The following is a 14,983-nucleotide window of genomic DNA, read 5'->3' as shown; positions in this document are numbered from 1 at the left end:
GGCATCCGCCCCCGCGCAGCACGCCAGGGTGTCTACGCAAAGTCGGCGAGCACAGGCAGTTCTCGTACCAAAGCCTAAGACTTTGGCCCAATGCGTACCGATTATCCCACGATCAGCAACTCTCAGTAGCGCTCAATGCCGGCCGGCGATAGGGTTCGCCTGAGGCCGTGACATTGCAATTCCCTGATCAGACAGGCTTTTTTGCCATAGGTCGAATAGACGAAAGTGGCACGATAACGAGGAGAAGACCGTGGCCCTGATTGCGCAAGCCACCGACGCGCCGGCGTCGGTCATCCGCCTGCACGAACGTGACGATGTCGTCATCGCCCGCCAGCCCCTGCCGGCCGGCACCGAGGTGAGCCCGGGCGTGGTGCTGAGCACTGCCGTGCCCGCCGCGCACAAGATCGCCCTGCGGCCTATCGCCGCCGGCGAGAGCCTACGCCGCTACGGCCAGATCATCGGCATCGCCAGCGCCGATATCGCCGCCGGCGACCACGTTCACGTGCACAATCTGAGTATCGGCAACCTGGAGGGCGGGGCTCAGGACCCGAACGCCGGAGACACCCCGGCGAAGGACTACGCCATCGGCAGCGAAGTGGTGCCGGTAGTGCCGGTTGCCGAACCGGCGACCTTCATGGGTATCCCGCGCCCCGACGGGCGGGTGGCTACGCGCAACTACATCGGCATTCTGACCTCGGTCAACTGCTCGGCCACCGTGGCCCACGCGATCGCCGACCACTTCCGCCGCGATGTCCACCCCGAGGCGATGGCGCCCTACCCCAACGTCGACGGCGTCGTCGCGCTGACCCACGGGGTCGGCTGCGCGGTGGCCGCCGACGGTGAAGCGCTGGCCATGCTGCAGCGGACCCTCGCCGGCTACGCCCGCCACGTCAATTTCGCCGCCGTGCTGGTGATCGGGCTCGGCTGCGAGACCAACCAGATCGAGGCGCTGATCGAGTCCCAGGGGTTGCAGCCGGGCCCACGCCTCTACCCCTACACCATCCAGCAGATCGGTGGCACCACCCGCGCCATTGCCGAGGGCATCCGCCATATCGAGGGGCTGCTCGCCGAGGCCAACCAAGTCGAGCGCGTGCCCTGCGGCGCCGAGCACCTGCGCGTGGCGCTACAGTGCGGCGGCTCCGACGGCTACTCCGGCATCACTGCCAATCCGGCCCTGGGCGCGGCGGTGGATCGCCTGGTCGCCCACGGCGGCAGCGCGGTGCTCGCGGAGACCCCCGAGATCTACGGCGCCGAGCACCTGCTCACACGCCGCGCGGTCAGCCCGGCGGTGGCCGACAAGCTGATCGCGCGCATTCACTGGTGGGAAGCCTACTGCCGGGTACGCGGCGCCTCGCTGGACAACAACCCCTCCGCCGGCAACAAGGCGGGCGGACTGACCACGATTCTCGAGAAGTCGCTGGGGGCGGTGGCCAAGGCCGGCACGGTACCGCTGGTCGAGGTGCTGGAGTACGCCGAACCGATGCGCGAACGGGGACTGGCCTTCATGGACTCCCCCGGCTTCGATCCGGTCTCGGTGACCGGCCAGGTCGCCTCCGGCTGCAACCTGATCGCCTTCACCACCGGCCGCGGCAGCGCCTTCGGCTGCGCCCCGGTCCCCTCATTGAAGCTGGCCACCAACAGCGCCCTGTGGCAGCGCCAGCGTGACGACATGGACATCAACTGCGGCACCCTGGTGGATGGCGAGACCGATCTCGACACCCTGGGCGAGCAGATCTTCCAGCGGCTGCTCACCCTCGCCTCCGGCGACCCCAGCCAGAGCGAACGCCACGGCTATGGGCAGCAGGAGTTCGTGCCGTGGCAGATCGGCGTCATTACCTAAGAGCCCATTTTTACAAACCATCTGACGATGGGCGCCAGAGGCAGGGCAAAGCGAGGGTCCTTTGCCAGGGATGGCAAAGGTAGCGCCCAGGGAAGGGTTCACAGCGCCCTCGCGACGCCCTGCCGCCGGATAAGCCCATGTCGTCTAGCGGTTGTGAAAGGCGCTCTAAGCTTAGATCACTGCCTACGCGTGACTCAGGCGCCGCCGATGGCGACCGCCTGACCGCTGCGGGCGCTCTCCACTCCGGCCTCGAGCAGCCGCATCACCTCGAGCGCCGCTTCCGCCGTCACCGGCAGCGGCGCGCGGCCGAGAATGGCGTCGCGCACCCCGGTGTAATAGGCGAGATAGTCGCCCGGCAGCGTCGGCACCTCATGCAGCTCCGGCTGCCCGCCCTCGCGCACCTGGCCGATGGTGAGCATGCCGTGGCGCCAATCCTCGCCCCAGTGGGGCGTCGGCAGGCGGTCGCCGCGCTTAAGCATGTCCTCCTGCGGATCGAGGCCATGCTTGATATAGCTGGCGCGGCTGCCGTGCACGGTGAAGCGTGCCCCCGCCGCCGCCACCAGCGCCCCGGCGTGCAGCACCACGCGGCGCTGGTCGTAACGCAGCACGGCGTGGAAATAGTCATCGACCTGGGCCCCATCGCGCTGCTCGGCGAGATCCAGCCAGATCGACTGCGGCCGGCCGAACAGCACCAGCGCCTGATCCAGCAGATGCGAACCGAGATCGAACCACAACCCGGCCCCTGGCCCCGGCGACTCGCGCCAGCGCGTGGGGATCTCCGGACGGTAGCGGTCGAAATGCGACTCGAAGTGCACCACCCGGCCCAGCGCCTGGCTATCGATCAGGTTGCGCACGGTCAGGAAGTCACCGTCCCAGCGGCGGTTATGAAACACCGAGAGCAGTCGCTTGGCCTCGATCGCCTGCAGGCAGAGCTTCTCCGCCTCGTCCACGCTGACCGTAAACGGCTTGTCGACCACCACGTGCTTGCCGGCGGCGAGCGCCTGACTGACCAGCGGGTAGTGCGTGGCATTGGGGGTGGGAATCACCACCAGGTCGATGTCGTCACGCGCAAACAGCGCCTCGGGTGACGACTCGACCGGCACGTCGGGCCAGTCGACCCGGACTTTCGCGCTGTCGCGACTGGCGATGGCGACCAGCGACAGCCCCTCCTGGGCGGCGATCAGCGGCGCATGGAACCGCTTGCTGGCCATCCCGTAGCCGACCAGACCTACACGTATGCTTCCCTTCATGCGGCGTTCCTTGACGATGGATTCGCGGGACCAGAAGCGCCCCGGAAGGCAGACGCCAATCGACCCGAAAACGGCTAGGATAGCGCAACTTGGCGCAGTGCGGTCGGCTGATCGCCAGCGCCGGGGCGCGGCTGTGGCTGCCACGCCGCCGGCAGCCGCCGCTCCAGCCACCCGCGCAGCGGCTTGACCACATAGCGCTGCATGATCAGTGCCAGCACCACGATCAGTGTCAGATGAATGGCCATCGTCCACAGCGGGATGGCGAACTTCAGCGCCGCGTTGCCACTCGCCGCGACCCAGCCCTCGTGCCAACGCAGCAGCAGCCAGCGCGTGGCACGGGCAAAGGGACCGATCAGCGGCGTGTGCAGGGCGAAGATGCACAGCGCCGCCTCGCCCAGGTGCTGTAGCCGGGCACGGTTCGCCGCGCTGGCGGGCGAGGCGAAGGCCGTGGCGCTGAGCAGCACCAGTGCCTGAAACGGCAACAGCAGGCCGTTATGGGTCAGATAGTAGAGATGCAGGCCATCGAGCTTGAGCAGCCACACCCCCACCGGCACCCCACACAGCCCCAGCGCCAGCAATGGATAGCGCAAGCGGCGCAGCAGCTCGGCCAGTCCGGCCGTCTGCAGGGCACGATAGAGCAGGATGCCGGTCAGGAACTCCGGCAGCCGGAACAGCGGGTTGCGGTGCAGCATGCCGACAGTGACATAGTCGAAGGCACCACTCAGGGTCGCTACCAGCGGGCCGGCGGCATACAGCCCCCAGACTACCAATAGCGCCAGCCCCCAGCGCTGCAGGCGCATCAGGCGCGGGGCCAGCAGTGGAAAGCAGGCGTAGAAGAAGAGCAGCGCGGAGATCGACCACGAGGCCCCGTTGAGCCACAGAAAGCGCGGCTCCCAGGCCTGCAGCAGGGTCAGTTGAAGCGCGATGTGGCCGAGCGCGCTGGACCAGGAGATGCGCCCGGCGAAGGCCGCCCGGGCCTCGTCGCTGAGCGGCAGATAGGGGTGCGAATTGAAGTAGACGTGCACGCCCTCGGGCCGGATCGGGTACTGGAACAGCAGCAGCCCCAGTGCCAGCAGCAGCGTGATGACATGAATCGGATAGAGGTTGCACAGCCGCCGCGCGACGAAGGCCGGCCCGCCCATCTTCATGCCCCCAGTGTCATCCAGCGCGACATGGGCGAGCAGAAAACCCGATAGCATGAAAAAGGTACTGGTAGCGAAAAAGCCCATGCCGATGACACTGCGCAGCAGGTCGGGCATGTCGCTGTAGATGCCGCCGAAATGGTAAGCGACCATCCACAACGCCATGAGAAAGCGCAACCATTCGAGACCGTGGTAACGGCGCTTCTTGAGTGCATGCATGAATTCCTCCTCCCCAGTGACCGGGTAGCAGGCCGATGAATGTCCCCTTCGTCGGAAAGGGAGCGAAATGCGACACGGTGATCCAAGCGAGCGCCGGAGATGATCGGGTAGAGGTCGGAGTCAGCGATGAACGGACGAGTCTCTAGAGGACTCTTGCCGGGGGCGTCGGTCGGCGTGCGTGCACGGCGGCAGGGATTGTGCCCCAGCGCACCCTCAAAGTGTAATCAAACTGCAAAGCAGCGCGTATATAGCGACCGGGAATCACCGGGTTTTACACAAAGCCCAACGACCTGTCGGCGATCACCGACAACGCCGCTACCCCTTTCCCCGGCCCAAGCGTCCCGCTATCTTGAGGTGCTATTTTGAGGTGCTATCCAGCGTCGGCCGCCGCGCCGCCGACTCATTGTCGATAAGTCGACCGTTCAAGGAGTCAACATGAGCCAACCCCCCGTCGCTTTCATCACCGGTGCCACCTCCGGCTTCGGCCGCGCCTGCGCCGAGCGCTTCGCCGAGGCCGGCTGGGCACTGGTGCTCACCGGCCGCCGTCGCGAGCGGCTCGAGGAGGTGGAGCAGCACCTGGCCGACAAGGTGCCGGTGCATATCGCCACCCTCGACGTGCGCGAGCGTGACGCAGTCGCCCAGGTGATCGACGCCCTGCCCGAGCCGTTCAAGGCGGTCAAGGTACTGGTCAACAACGCCGGTCTGGCACTGGGTGCCGGCCCCGCCCAGGAAGCCAATCTGGATGACTGGCAGACGGTCATCGACACCAACATCACCGGCCTGGTCAATGTCACGCGGCTGTTGCTGCCGACACTGATCGAAGTCGGCCGCGGCGCCGCGATCATCAACATCAGCTCCACCGCGGCCCTGTGGCCCTACCCCGGCAGCCACGTCTATGGCGCTTCCAAGGCCTTCGTCAACCAGTTCTCCTACAACCTGCGCTGCGATCTCAAGGGCACCGGCGTGCGCGTCACCGACATCGCCCCGGGCATGGCCGAAACCGAATTCACCCTGGTCCGCATGAAGGGCGACCAGAACGCCCATGACAACCTCTACGGCGGGGTCGAGCCGATCCAGCCGGAGGATGTGGCCGAACAGGTCTTCCACGCCGCGACCCTGCCGGCGCATCTCAACATCAACCGCCTGGAACTGATGCCGGTGTGCCAGTCCTGGGGCGGCCTGACCATCGACCGCGACTGAGGAACCACTGCATAAATGCCTGCACGAGCGAATGGCCACGTTGCGCGGTACTCGAAAGCTCGCCTAACCCCACGTTATGTCTCGCTTTCTGCGTTCCGTGCGCCTTGCCCTTCATCTCGTTCGGCGATTTATTCAGCGCTTTCCTGACGCGCGGCTGTCCCCTCGCGCCGCCCGGCGGGCGGCGCAGCATTAACGCGGGTCGACATTGACGCGGCCCCGGCGGCGACTCACCATCTCGATCTGACGACTCCCCTCTCTCTACGACCCGGTTTCACCATGTCCACCCTCGACCAACGCGACACGCTGACGCTGCCTTCAGGCCACGACAAGCTGCTGCTCCACTCCTGCTGCGCGCCCTGCTCCGGCGAGGTGATGGAGGCGCTGCAGGCCTCCGGCATCGACTACGCGATCTTCTTCTACAACCCCAATATCCATCCCAAGAAGGAGTATCTGCTGCGCAAGGAGGAGAACATCCGCTTTGCCGAGGAGAACGGCATCGCCTTCATCGACGCCGACTACGACACCGACAACTGGTTCGCCCGCGCCAAGGGCATGGAGTACGAACCGGAGCGCGGCATTCGCTGCACCATGTGCTTCGACATGCGTTTCGAGCGCACCGCGCTCTATGCCCATGAGCACGGCTATTCGCTCATCTCCAGCTCCCTGGGCATCTCACGCTGGAAGAACATGGCGCAGATCAACGACTGCGGCCATCGCGCCGCCGCCCCGTACAAGGGCATGGCCTACTGGGACTACAACTGGCGCAAGAAAGGCGGCTCGCAGCGCATGATCGAGATCAGCAAGCGCGAGCGCTTCTATCAGCAGGAGTACTGCGGCTGCGTCTATTCGCTGCGCGACACCAACCTGCATCGCAAGGCTCAGGGCCGAGAGCTGATCCAGCTCGGCGTGCAGTACTATGGGGATGATGATTAAAGACGGGGGATGACGAGCAGGAGCGGAGGAGGATGAGTCGGAAACGCGGGACGCGGCTCATCGATCCACGAAAAGCGGCGGCGCCAAGGCGCCGCCGCACACCTGCCAAGAGACCGGTGCTCGGGTCAGCAGTTGCCCTTCTTGGCCTGACCCGGCGGGCAGAAATTGCCGTTGCCGTGGCCATGATCGCCATCGCCGATGATCACCGCCGGCTTCGGCTCGATTCGCGCCGGGTGATAGCTGCACGCGCTCAGCAGCGCCATGGCCAGCATGGCCCAGACGACCTGGGTGGCGTAGCGATAGCGGCGAGAGAGATGGGTCATGGTCGTTCCTCAAGTGTCACGGTCATTCAGAGTCTAGCAGTGCGGGCGCTTGTCAGCGCCCGAACACCACCTTGGCGACATCCTGATAGACCTTGGCGAAATGCACCGTCATGCCTGCCTTGAGGTAGTCAGGTAGCTCGTCGTAATCGCGCTGGTTGGCCTCCGGCAGGATCAGCTCGAAGATCTCGCTGCGCCGTGCGGCGATCACCTTCTCGCGGATACCGCCCACCGGCAGCACCTGGCCGGTCAGGGTCAGCTCGCCGGTCATCGCCAGCGGCCGGTCGATGCTCTGATTCTTCGCCAACGACATCAGTGCCGTGGTCATGGTCACGCCGGCCGAGGGGCCATCCTTGGGCGTGGCCCCCTCGGGCACGTGGACATGGATGAAGGCCTCGTTGAAGAAGTCGGCATCGGCGCCGTACTCGCCCAGATGCCCCAGGGTGTAGCTGTAGGCGATATTGGCCGACTCCTGCATCACCTCACCGAGCTTGCCGGTGAGCTTGAAGCCGCGCGTCAGCGCATGCACCTTGGTCGCCTCGATGGGCAACGTGGCGCCGCCCATGGCGGTCCACGCCAGGCCCGTGACCACCCCCACGCCCTTGAGCACCTTCTCCTTGCGGAACAGCGGTGCGCCGAGGAACTCCTCGAGGTTGTTGACCGAGACCTTGACCGTCTCCTGATCCTGCTCCAGCAGCTTGACCGCGGCCTTGCGCACGATGCGGTGGAGCTGCTTCTCCAGCTGGCGCACCCCGGCTTCCCGGGCATAGCCTTCGATCACCTGCTTGAGCGCGGCGTCGGTCAGATTGATGCGCTTCTTGGGAATACGATCGCGCTTCAACAGTTTCGGCCACAGATGGTGCTTGGCGATCGCCACCTTCTCCTCGGCGATATAGCCGGAGAGGCGAATCTGCTCCATGCGGTCGAGCAGCGGCCCGGGGATGGTATCGAGCTGGTTGGCGGTACACACGAACAGCACCTTGGAGAGATCCAGGCGCACGTCGAGATAGTGATCGAGGAAGTCGACGTTCTGCTCGGGGTCGAGCACCTCCAGCAGCGCCGATGCCGGATCACCCTGGAACGACTGCCCCATCTTGTCGATCTCGTCGAGCATGATCACCGGATTCTCGACCTCGACCTCCTTGAGCGCCTGGGCCAGTTTGCCGGGCATGGCGCCGATATAGGTGCGCCGGTGGCCCTTGATCTCCGCCTCGTCGCGCATGCCGCCGACCGAGAAGCGGTAGAACTCACGCCCCAAGGCTTCCGCGATGGAGCGCCCGACCGAGGTCTTGCCGACCCCCGGCGGGCCGACCAGCAGCACGATCGAGCCCCCTACGTCCCCCTTGAACGAGCCCTCGGCGAGGAACTCGATGATGCGCTCCTTGACGTCGGCCAGACCGTCGTGGTCGCGGTCGAGCACCTCACGGGCGCGCTTGAGGTCGAGCTGATCCTCGGAGGTGATTCCCCAGGGCAGCGAGGTGAGCCAGTCGAGGTAGTTACGCGTGGTGCCATACTCCGGCGAGCCGGTCTCGAGCATCGAGAGCTTGTCGAGCTCATCGTCGATGCGCGTCTGCACCCGCTCCGGTACCTGCAGGTGCTCCAGACGCCCGCGGAAGGTGTCGACGTCGCTTTCGCGGTCATCCTTGGAGATGCCCAGCTCTTTCTGGATCACCTTGAGCTGCTCACGCAGGAAGAACTCGCGCTGGCGCTCCTGCATCTGCGAGTTGACCTGCTCGCTGATCTGATTCTGCAGCTGAGCGACCTCGATCTCCTTGCGCAACAGCGGCAGCACCCGCTGCATGCGATCCATGATCGGCAGCGTTTCCAGCACCTGCTGCAGTTCACGCCCCTTGGCCGAGGTGATCGCCGCGGCGAAGTCGGTCAGCGGGCCCGGCTCGTGGGGACTGAAGCGATTGAGATAGCTCTTCAGCTCCTCACCGTAGAGCGGATTGATCGGCAGCAGCTCCTTGATGCCATTGATCAGCGACATGGCATAGGCACGCGCCTCTTCGGCCTCGGCATCGACCGGCTCCCGCGGATAGGAGACCTCGACCAGATAGGGCGGGGTCTTGGAGAGCCAGCGATGGATCCGGAAACGCCGCATGCCCTGGGCGATGAACTGGATCTGATGCTCTTCGCTCTGGGTACGGTGCACCTTCACCGCGGTACCGATCTCAGGGAAGCTACCGGGGCTCAGCTCCTCCATGCTGACATCGCCGATGAAGGCGACACCGACCATGTGATGCGGGGTGTTGGCGACCCGCTGCATGGTCTCCTCCCAACGCTGACGCTGGATGATCAGCGGCTGCACCTGAGCCGGAAAGAACGGGCGGTTGTGAATCGGCAGCAGGTAGATGCGCTCCGGCAGGTAGTCGCCCGACGGCACCACGGCACCGCTGGCCGACGGCCCCTGCTGCGGCGTCTCGTCGCCCTGGGTCGCGTCGCCGCCCACGTCGATGTGGCTATCGGCGTTCCAATCGTGTTCGCTCATCGTTCATCCTGTATCCGTCCATGGCCAAAGCGGCCCGATATCTGTGGGATGTGGGCAGCGGCACGCGAGTTCAAGTGGACACCCCGCCCACGCCGCTCCTGTTCGGTAGTCGATAGAGGCGAGACGCCCGCCGCCAGGGAGACGGCCGGCGCCCTGCTGCCCCAGCGTCAGCGGCGGAAACACGAAGGCCGAGCACGCGGCTCGGCCTTCGCAGGGGTATCGACGCCGCGCCCCCGGATCGGGGCGCCAGGCGCTTACGGCTGAGCGGGTGTGGCGCCCGGTACCAGCGGCACACTCTGGTCATTGAGGGTCATCACGCCATCCTCGAGTGCGACGCGCAGCGGACCACCGCTCATCGGCAGACCCAGCGACATCAGCAGGATCGGTGGCGCGCCCTTGAGTTCGAAGTGACCGACGAGGCGTTCGAGAACTTCGCGACCGAGCACCTCGGAGTCCATGGCATCGAGATTCCAGTCATCCATCCCATCACCGTCGAACTTGAGCTCACCACTGCCCTGCATGTCGATGCCCATCAGCGGGCTCTTCAACGCCAGCTTGTCCACGGCCCAGCGCGGTGAACCGGCCAGGATCGCTGCCACCTGTGGCTCGAGCGGTGCCAGCGACTGCGCCATCGCCGCCTGATCGTCGGAGGCCGCGGCCGCCTGGATCTCGCTGGTGTGCGCTTCGAGCGCCGCCGCCAGGGCGCGATAGGCATCGCCATCGATATGATCCAGGGTCATCGCCAGCTCACCACTGCCGAGCTGTTGATCATCCATCGTCGCGTCGCCGAGCCGGGTTTCGAGATGCATCGTCATCTCTTTGGCGTCGAGCTTGGCCTTGAGGGCGTAGCGCGAGTCGTGCGACACCAGCTTGGCGCCATCCGGCGAAACGACGGTGACGGTGGGCAGGGTGACCGCGAGCGACTGATCGAAGGCCTGGCGGTCGCCCTGGAAGGCGCCCTCGATGGCCACGTTCTCCAGCAGCATGTTGGCCTGGTCATCCTGCAGCTGCAGCCGCGGCGCCTGGCCATTCAGGGTGACCCGATCCCCGTGCTGCTCAAGATTGAGCGTCAGACCGCTAAAGTCGACCTGCATCGGCCGCGCCGGGCGGAACTCGCCGCCAATCTCACCGGCCGGCACTGTCCACTGCTGGGAGAAGCCGGGCAGTGCGACGGCGACCTCCATGCGCTGCTCACGGGTCAGGAAGCGGCCATTCCAGGTCAGCGGCCCTTCGCTCTCGAGCAGATCGCCGAACAGCGTGCGGTCATCGCCGATATGCACCTGCCCCTCGCCGGAGAAGCTGGTCTCGAACAGCCCGTGGTCGGCCTGGTAGGGCGCCTCGACCACCAGCGGCTCGATCTCGTCGTCGAGGTAGCGTGCCTCTACGCGGCCACTGGAATGGAACCAGCCACTATCCACATCTTTGCGCTCGACCTGCCACTGCGGACTGGCGTCCAGGCGCGCCACGAGCTGCGACATCTCCTGCTCGAAGCGATGGCTGGAGTAGGCCTGGGCGCCGAGATAGCCCCCGCCCACGACGATCACGATAGCGGCACCCACGCCGATCCACTTGCGCATTCCGCGCTCCTTGTCAGAGTTGATTGAGGGAGTCGCTGTAGATCCCGACTCGGCGGCACCTTCTCAGGCCTTGCACGCAACCCGGGGCGCCGCTCATTTATTGCAGTCTGTCAGCTGTTGAGGAGGTCGCTGTCAGTATCGACTCGGCGGCGCCGACCCAGGCTGTGTTCGACATCCAGCACGCCGCGCTTTCAGTGCAACCAGAACCAAAGGTGCATCACGCTCCAGGCATAGACCGCGGCCAGGATGTCGTCGAACATGATGCCGATTCCCCCGGCCACGCGGCGGTCGACCCAGCGAATCGGCCACGGCTTGATGATGTCGAACACCCGAAACACCACGAACCCCCAGAGCGCCGATTCCCATGAGAACGGTACTGCGGCCATGGTCAGCCAGTAGCCGACGAACTCATCCCACACGATACCGGAGTGATCGTGCACGCCGAGATCCCGCGAGGTCTTGCCACACAGCCAGATGCCGAGCAGCGTGGTGATCCCCATCACCCCCAGGTAAAGCCCCAGCGGCAGCCCCGAGAGCAGCCAGTAGAACGGGATCGCCGCCAGGGTCCCGAAGGTGCCCGGTGCGAAGGGAACGGCGCCACTGCCGAGCCCGAAGGCCAGGAAGTGGGTGGGGCGACGCCAGACGCTCTTGGGGGCCCGGTTCATGCGCGTCTCTCCGCGAAATGATCCCAGCCGCCAAGCCCGACAAACGCCTCGGGCAGTCCACCGACGCCCTCGCCGGCGACGATGCGGCCGATCGGCGTCAGCGGTAGATGCAGCGCGGCGAGCTGCTGCTGCGCTGTCGCCAGCGCTGCCGGCGGCAGTGTCACCAGCAGCTCGTAGTCGTCACCGCCGGCGAGCACGCGGCGCTGGACCTGGTCGCTGTCCAGGGTGGCACGTAGCGGTGTCGCCAACGGCAGCGCCTCCAGATCGAGCTGCGCACCTACGCCGGAGGCACGCAGCAGATGGCCGAGATCCGCCAGCAGCCCGTCGGAGACGTCGATGGCCGCACTGGCCAGCCCACGCAGCGCCTCGCCGGCCGCCAGCCGTGGCTGCGGCCGCAGGTAGGCATCGAGCAGCGGGTGCGCCAGATCGCGCTCGCCCTGCTGCCAGCGGGCCAGCCCCTCGGCCGCCCGCCCCGGATAGCCGGTCACCGCGATCCAGTCGCCGACCTGTGCGCCAGCGCGGGTCAGCGCGCTGCCCGTAGGCAGCTCGCCATGGACGGTCACGCTGAGGCTCAGGCTACCGCGGGTCACGTCACCGCCGATCAGCGCACAGCCGCAGCGCTCGGCAAGGGCGTGAAAGCCCTCGCCTAGGCCAGCGAGCCAGTCGGGATCGATCTCCGGCAGGGTCAGCGCCAGGGTGCACCAGCGTGCCCGCGCGCCCATCGCCGCCAGGTCACTCAGCGCCACTGCCAGCGCGCGGTGACCGATCGCCGCCGGCGGCGCAGCGGCGGGAAAATGCACGTCCACCACCGAAGTATCGACGCTGATCGCCAGCTGATGGCCAGAGGTCGGGGCGATCACCGCGCAGTCGTCACCGTTATCGACGACGATATCCGCCCGGCCGCTGGCGGGGCGCGCCAGATAGCGGGCGATCAACGCGAATTCGCTCAACGCAGCGCGGCTCATGTCAACGGCGGCGAGCAGCGACCTCGGCACCCCGCAGGCGCGAGGCCAGCTTGTCGAGGATGCCGTTGACGTACTTGTGGCCATCGGTGGCGCCAAAGATCTTGGCCAGCTCTACCCCTTCGTTGATCACCACGCGATAGGGTACCTCCGGGCGCCGCGACAGTTCGTAGGCGCCCAGCCGCAGGATCGCCAGCTCGATGCGGTCGAGATCTTCCAGCCGACGGTCGAGCAGCGGTGCGATGGCGGCATCGAGCTCGCGCTGGTGGTCGGCGGCGTTGTGCAGCAGGTCATGGAACAGGGCGGCGTCAGCGATCTCCATCACCTTGTGCCAGTTCTCGTGATCCTCGAGATCCTCGTCGGCGATCTGGGCGCGAAATTCGGCTTCCACCGCGCTGATCGACTTGCCGGTCATCTGCCACTGGTAGAGCCCCTGCACGGCCAGCTCGCGAGCCGCACGGCGCGACTCCTGGGCCTTGCTCGGCTGACGCGACGGCGCGCTCATGCCTCACCTCCCAGACGCTTGAGCAGCGAGACCATCTCCATCGCCGCCATCGCCGCCTCGGTGCCCTTGTTGCCGGCCTTGGTGCCGGCGCGCTCGATCGCCTGATCGATCGAGTTGACCGTCAGGACGCCGTTGGCGATGGGCGTGTCGTGGGCCAGCTGCAGCGCAGAGAGCGACGAGTTGCAGTTGCCGGCGACATATTCGAAGTGCGGCGTGCCACCGCGGATCACCGCCCCAAGGGCAATCACCGCATCCGGGCGCGACACCGTGAGCACACGCTTGACCGCCAGCGGCAGTTCCCACGCGCCGGGCACATGGATCAGCTCGATGTTCTCTTCACTCACGCCGTGACGCATCAGGCTGTCGACCGCCCCTTCGACGAGACTGTCGACGACATGATGATTGAAACGGCCGACGACGATGGCGTAGCGCCCATCGACATCGGTGAACTGACCTTCCAGTTGCGCGATCGGTTGCATTGTCGGGTTCCGGAGTCACTGCGCCTGGAGCGGATCGGGGAATCCCCTCAGGCGTACGCTAAAAAAGAGTGAGTGGCCGGCGCCAGAACGAGGCGCTCGGCGCGCGAAGCCGGCCATCTTACCATGTCCCGGCCGACGCGGGCATGGCTCGACGCCAGCGGGCGACATGCGCGGCGGCGGCATCGCCCCGGACGTCATCCGCCGGGGCAGCACGGCCAGTGTCGCCATGCACGCCATGGATTCAGGCGTCACCGCTGACCAGCTCGACCACCTCGAGGTCGAACCCGGAGAGCGCCGAGAAGCGCCAAGGCGAGCTCAGCAGGCGCATCTTGCCGACGCCGAGCTGACGCAGGATCTGCGCGCCGGTGCCGATCGACAGGAAATTGCCGCTGCCATCGGCGGCGCTGGAGCGCGGCGCCGGGCGGTGCCCCAGCAGCACATCGAGCTGGGTCTTGAGATCGCCACGCGGGCTGGCATCGTCGAGCAGCACGAAGACCCCGGCCTCGGCCTGGCTGACCGCTTCCAGCGCGGTATAGGCGGTCCAGTGCCCGTCGCCCTTGCACAGCGCCAGCAGGTCACCCAGGGTGTCGCCGGCATGTACCCGCACCGTGGTCGGCCGCGATGTCTCGGGCTCGCCCTTGACCAGGGCCAGATGGTGGGTGTGCTGAATCCGGTCGTGGAAGACGTGCAGTGCCATCTCGCCAAAGGCGGTGGTGACACTCTGACGTTCGACGGCATCCACCGTACGCTCGTTGAGCATGCGGTAGTGGATCAGATCGGCGATGGTGCCGATCTTGATGTCATGCTCGGCGGCGAAGCGCTCGAGCTCGGGGCGCCGCGACATGCTGCCGTCGTCGTTCATGATCTCGCAGATCACCCCGGTGGGCTCGAAGCCGGCCATTGCCGCCAGGTCACAGGCCGCCTCGGTATGGCCGGCACGCCGCAGCACGCCGCCCGGCTCGGCCATCAGCGGAAAGATATGGCCCGGCTGGACCAGGTCCTCGGGACGCGCATCACGCGCCGCGGCGGCCCGCACGGTGAGCGCGCGGTCAGCGGCGGAGATACCGGTGGAGACGCCACTGGCGGCCTCGATCGAGAGCGTGAACTTGGTGCCGTAGCCGGAGCCGTTGGCGTCGACCATCAACGGCAGCTTGAGCTGCTGACAGCGCTCCCGGGTCATCGGCTGACAGATCAGGCCACGCGCGTGGCGCGCCATGAAATTGATGTGGCTCGCCTCGACGCACTCGGCGGCCATGATGATATCGCCTTCGTTCTCGCGATCCTCGTCATCCATCAGGATGACCATCTTGCCCTGCCGAATGTCTTCGACGAGCGCCTCGATGCTGGCCAGCCGGCCCGATTCCCCTGTCGTCATAGCTCTATCGCCATCACCTTGATCG

Annotated in this window: 13 protein-coding genes; 3 read left to right on the top strand and 10 right to left on the bottom strand. The window is 66.3% G+C overall.

Annotated features, from left to right (window positions below; translation table 11 throughout):
- Positions 1 to 250 precede the first annotated feature (250 nt).
- Complete coding sequence (locus tag DOM66_RS09925; protein WP_110678268.1) at positions 251 to 1,840, top strand: UxaA family hydrolase; 1,590 nt, start codon at positions 251 to 253, stop codon at positions 1,838 to 1,840.
- 194 nt (positions 1,841 to 2,034) lie between these two features.
- Here DOM66_RS09925 and DOM66_RS09920 read toward each other — a convergent pair whose 3' ends face one another.
- Positions 2,035 to 3,090 carry an oxidoreductase gene (locus DOM66_RS09920; RefSeq protein WP_110690022.1) on the bottom strand — a complete coding sequence of 352 codons (1,056 nt, stop codon included), beginning with the start codon at positions 3,088 to 3,090 and terminating at the stop codon, positions 2,035 to 2,037.
- A gap of 74 nt (positions 3,091 to 3,164) precedes the next feature.
- Positions 3,165 to 4,451, bottom strand: coding sequence for an acyltransferase family protein (locus tag DOM66_RS09915; protein WP_110690021.1), 1,287 nt, complete (start codon positions 4,449 to 4,451; stop codon positions 3,165 to 3,167).
- A 435-nt stretch (positions 4,452 to 4,886) separates the two neighbouring features.
- Between DOM66_RS09915 and DOM66_RS09910 the strand changes: the two genes are divergently transcribed.
- Both DOM66_RS09910 and DOM66_RS09905 read left to right on the top strand, forming a co-directional pair.
- The gene (locus tag DOM66_RS09910) at positions 4,887 to 5,651 is read left to right on the top strand and encodes an SDR family NAD(P)-dependent oxidoreductase (protein WP_110690020.1); all 765 of its coding nucleotides are present in this window, start codon (positions 4,887 to 4,889) and stop codon (positions 5,649 to 5,651) included.
- 276 nt (positions 5,652 to 5,927) lie between these two features.
- The gene (locus tag DOM66_RS09905) at positions 5,928 to 6,584 is read left to right on the top strand and encodes an epoxyqueuosine reductase QueH (protein WP_110690019.1); all 657 of its coding nucleotides are present in this window, start codon (positions 5,928 to 5,930) and stop codon (positions 6,582 to 6,584) included.
- A 125-nt stretch (positions 6,585 to 6,709) separates the two neighbouring features.
- Here the strand turns inward: DOM66_RS09905 and DOM66_RS09900 are convergent, their stop codons facing one another.
- From DOM66_RS09900 to ribBA, 8 genes are all read right to left on the bottom strand, one after another.
- Positions 6,710 to 6,907 (bottom strand): hypothetical protein, encoded by a 198-nt coding sequence (locus DOM66_RS09900; RefSeq protein ID WP_110690018.1) that lies wholly within the window; start codon positions 6,905 to 6,907, stop codon positions 6,710 to 6,712.
- 52 nt (positions 6,908 to 6,959) lie between these two features.
- A complete protein-coding gene (lon, locus tag DOM66_RS09895; RefSeq protein WP_110690017.1) occupies positions 6,960 to 9,395 on the bottom strand; it encodes an endopeptidase La in 2,436 nt (811 codons plus the stop codon).
- A gap of 254 nt (positions 9,396 to 9,649) precedes the next feature.
- On the bottom strand, positions 9,650 to 10,972 hold the full coding sequence (locus tag DOM66_RS09890) for a DUF945 family protein (protein WP_110678256.1): 1,323 nt from the start codon (positions 10,970 to 10,972) through the stop codon (positions 9,650 to 9,652).
- Positions 10,973 to 11,163: 191 nt separating this feature from the next.
- Positions 11,164 to 11,637, bottom strand: coding sequence for a phosphatidylglycerophosphatase A family protein (locus DOM66_RS09885; protein ID WP_110678254.1), 474 nt, complete (start codon positions 11,635 to 11,637; stop codon positions 11,164 to 11,166).
- Positions 11,634 to 12,602: a thiamine-phosphate kinase gene (thiL, locus tag DOM66_RS09880; RefSeq protein ID WP_110690016.1), complete on the bottom strand. Its 969-nt coding sequence runs from the start codon at positions 12,600 to 12,602 to the stop codon at positions 11,634 to 11,636. The genes DOM66_RS09885 and thiL overlap by 4 nt, the downstream gene beginning before the upstream one ends.
- A 1-nt stretch (position 12,603) precedes the next feature.
- Positions 12,604 to 13,104, bottom strand: coding sequence for a transcription antitermination factor NusB (nusB, locus tag DOM66_RS09875; protein WP_110678250.1), 501 nt, complete (start codon positions 13,102 to 13,104; stop codon positions 12,604 to 12,606).
- On the bottom strand, positions 13,101 to 13,583 hold the full coding sequence (ribH, locus tag DOM66_RS09870) for a 6,7-dimethyl-8-ribityllumazine synthase (RefSeq protein WP_035475199.1): 483 nt from the start codon (positions 13,581 to 13,583) through the stop codon (positions 13,101 to 13,103). Before ribH ends, nusB begins: the two co-directional genes overlap by 4 nt.
- A gap of 241 nt (positions 13,584 to 13,824) precedes the next feature.
- Entirely contained in the window at positions 13,825 to 14,958 is a 1,134-nt protein-coding gene (gene ribBA, locus DOM66_RS09865) for a bifunctional 3,4-dihydroxy-2-butanone-4-phosphate synthase/GTP cyclohydrolase II (RefSeq protein WP_110678248.1), read from the bottom strand.
- Between the last annotated feature and the right edge of the window lie 25 nt (positions 14,959 to 14,983).

Origin of the sequence: Salinicola endophyticus, from assembly GCF_003206575.1 — a bacterium.
Classification (GTDB): domain Bacteria; phylum Pseudomonadota; class Gammaproteobacteria; order Pseudomonadales; family Halomonadaceae; genus Salinicola; species Salinicola endophyticus.
Note: the sequence above shows the minus strand (reverse complement) of the source record. Positions and strands in the feature narration are given on the sequence as shown.

What these genes read in the sequence shown, in the direction of transcription:
- ribH (WP_035475199.1), bottom strand. Translation starts at nt 13,583, where the DNA reads ATGCAACCGATCGCGCAACTGGAAGGTCAGTTCACCGATGTCGATGGG.
- thiL (WP_110690016.1), bottom strand. Translation starts at nt 12,602, where the DNA reads ATGAGCCGCGCTGCGTTGAGCGAATTCGCGTTGATCGCCCGCTATCTG.
- DOM66_RS09905 (WP_110690019.1), top strand. Translation starts at nt 5,928, where the DNA reads ATGTCCACCCTCGACCAACGCGACACGCTGACGCTGCCTTCAGGCCAC.
- DOM66_RS09920 (WP_110690022.1), bottom strand. Translation starts at nt 3,090, where the DNA reads ATGAAGGGAAGCATACGTGTAGGTCTGGTCGGCTACGGGATGGCCAGC.
- ribBA (WP_110678248.1), bottom strand. Translation starts at nt 14,958, where the DNA reads ATGACGACAGGGGAATCGGGCCGGCTGGCCAGCATCGAGGCGCTCGTC.
- DOM66_RS09915 (WP_110690021.1), bottom strand. Translation starts at nt 4,451, where the DNA reads ATGCATGCACTCAAGAAGCGCCGTTACCACGGTCTCGAATGGTTGCGC.
- lon (WP_110690017.1), bottom strand. Translation starts at nt 9,395, where the DNA reads ATGAGCGAACACGATTGGAACGCCGATAGCCACATCGACGTGGGCGGC.
- DOM66_RS09910 (WP_110690020.1), top strand. Translation starts at nt 4,887, where the DNA reads ATGAGCCAACCCCCCGTCGCTTTCATCACCGGTGCCACCTCCGGCTTC.
- DOM66_RS09900 (WP_110690018.1), bottom strand. Translation starts at nt 6,907, where the DNA reads ATGACCCATCTCTCTCGCCGCTATCGCTACGCCACCCAGGTCGTCTGG.
- DOM66_RS09890 (WP_110678256.1), bottom strand. Translation starts at nt 10,972, where the DNA reads ATGCGCAAGTGGATCGGCGTGGGTGCCGCTATCGTGATCGTCGTGGGC.
- DOM66_RS09885 (WP_110678254.1), bottom strand. Translation starts at nt 11,637, where the DNA reads ATGAACCGGGCCCCCAAGAGCGTCTGGCGTCGCCCCACCCACTTCCTG.
- nusB (WP_110678250.1), bottom strand. Translation starts at nt 13,104, where the DNA reads ATGAGCGCGCCGTCGCGTCAGCCGAGCAAGGCCCAGGAGTCGCGCCGT.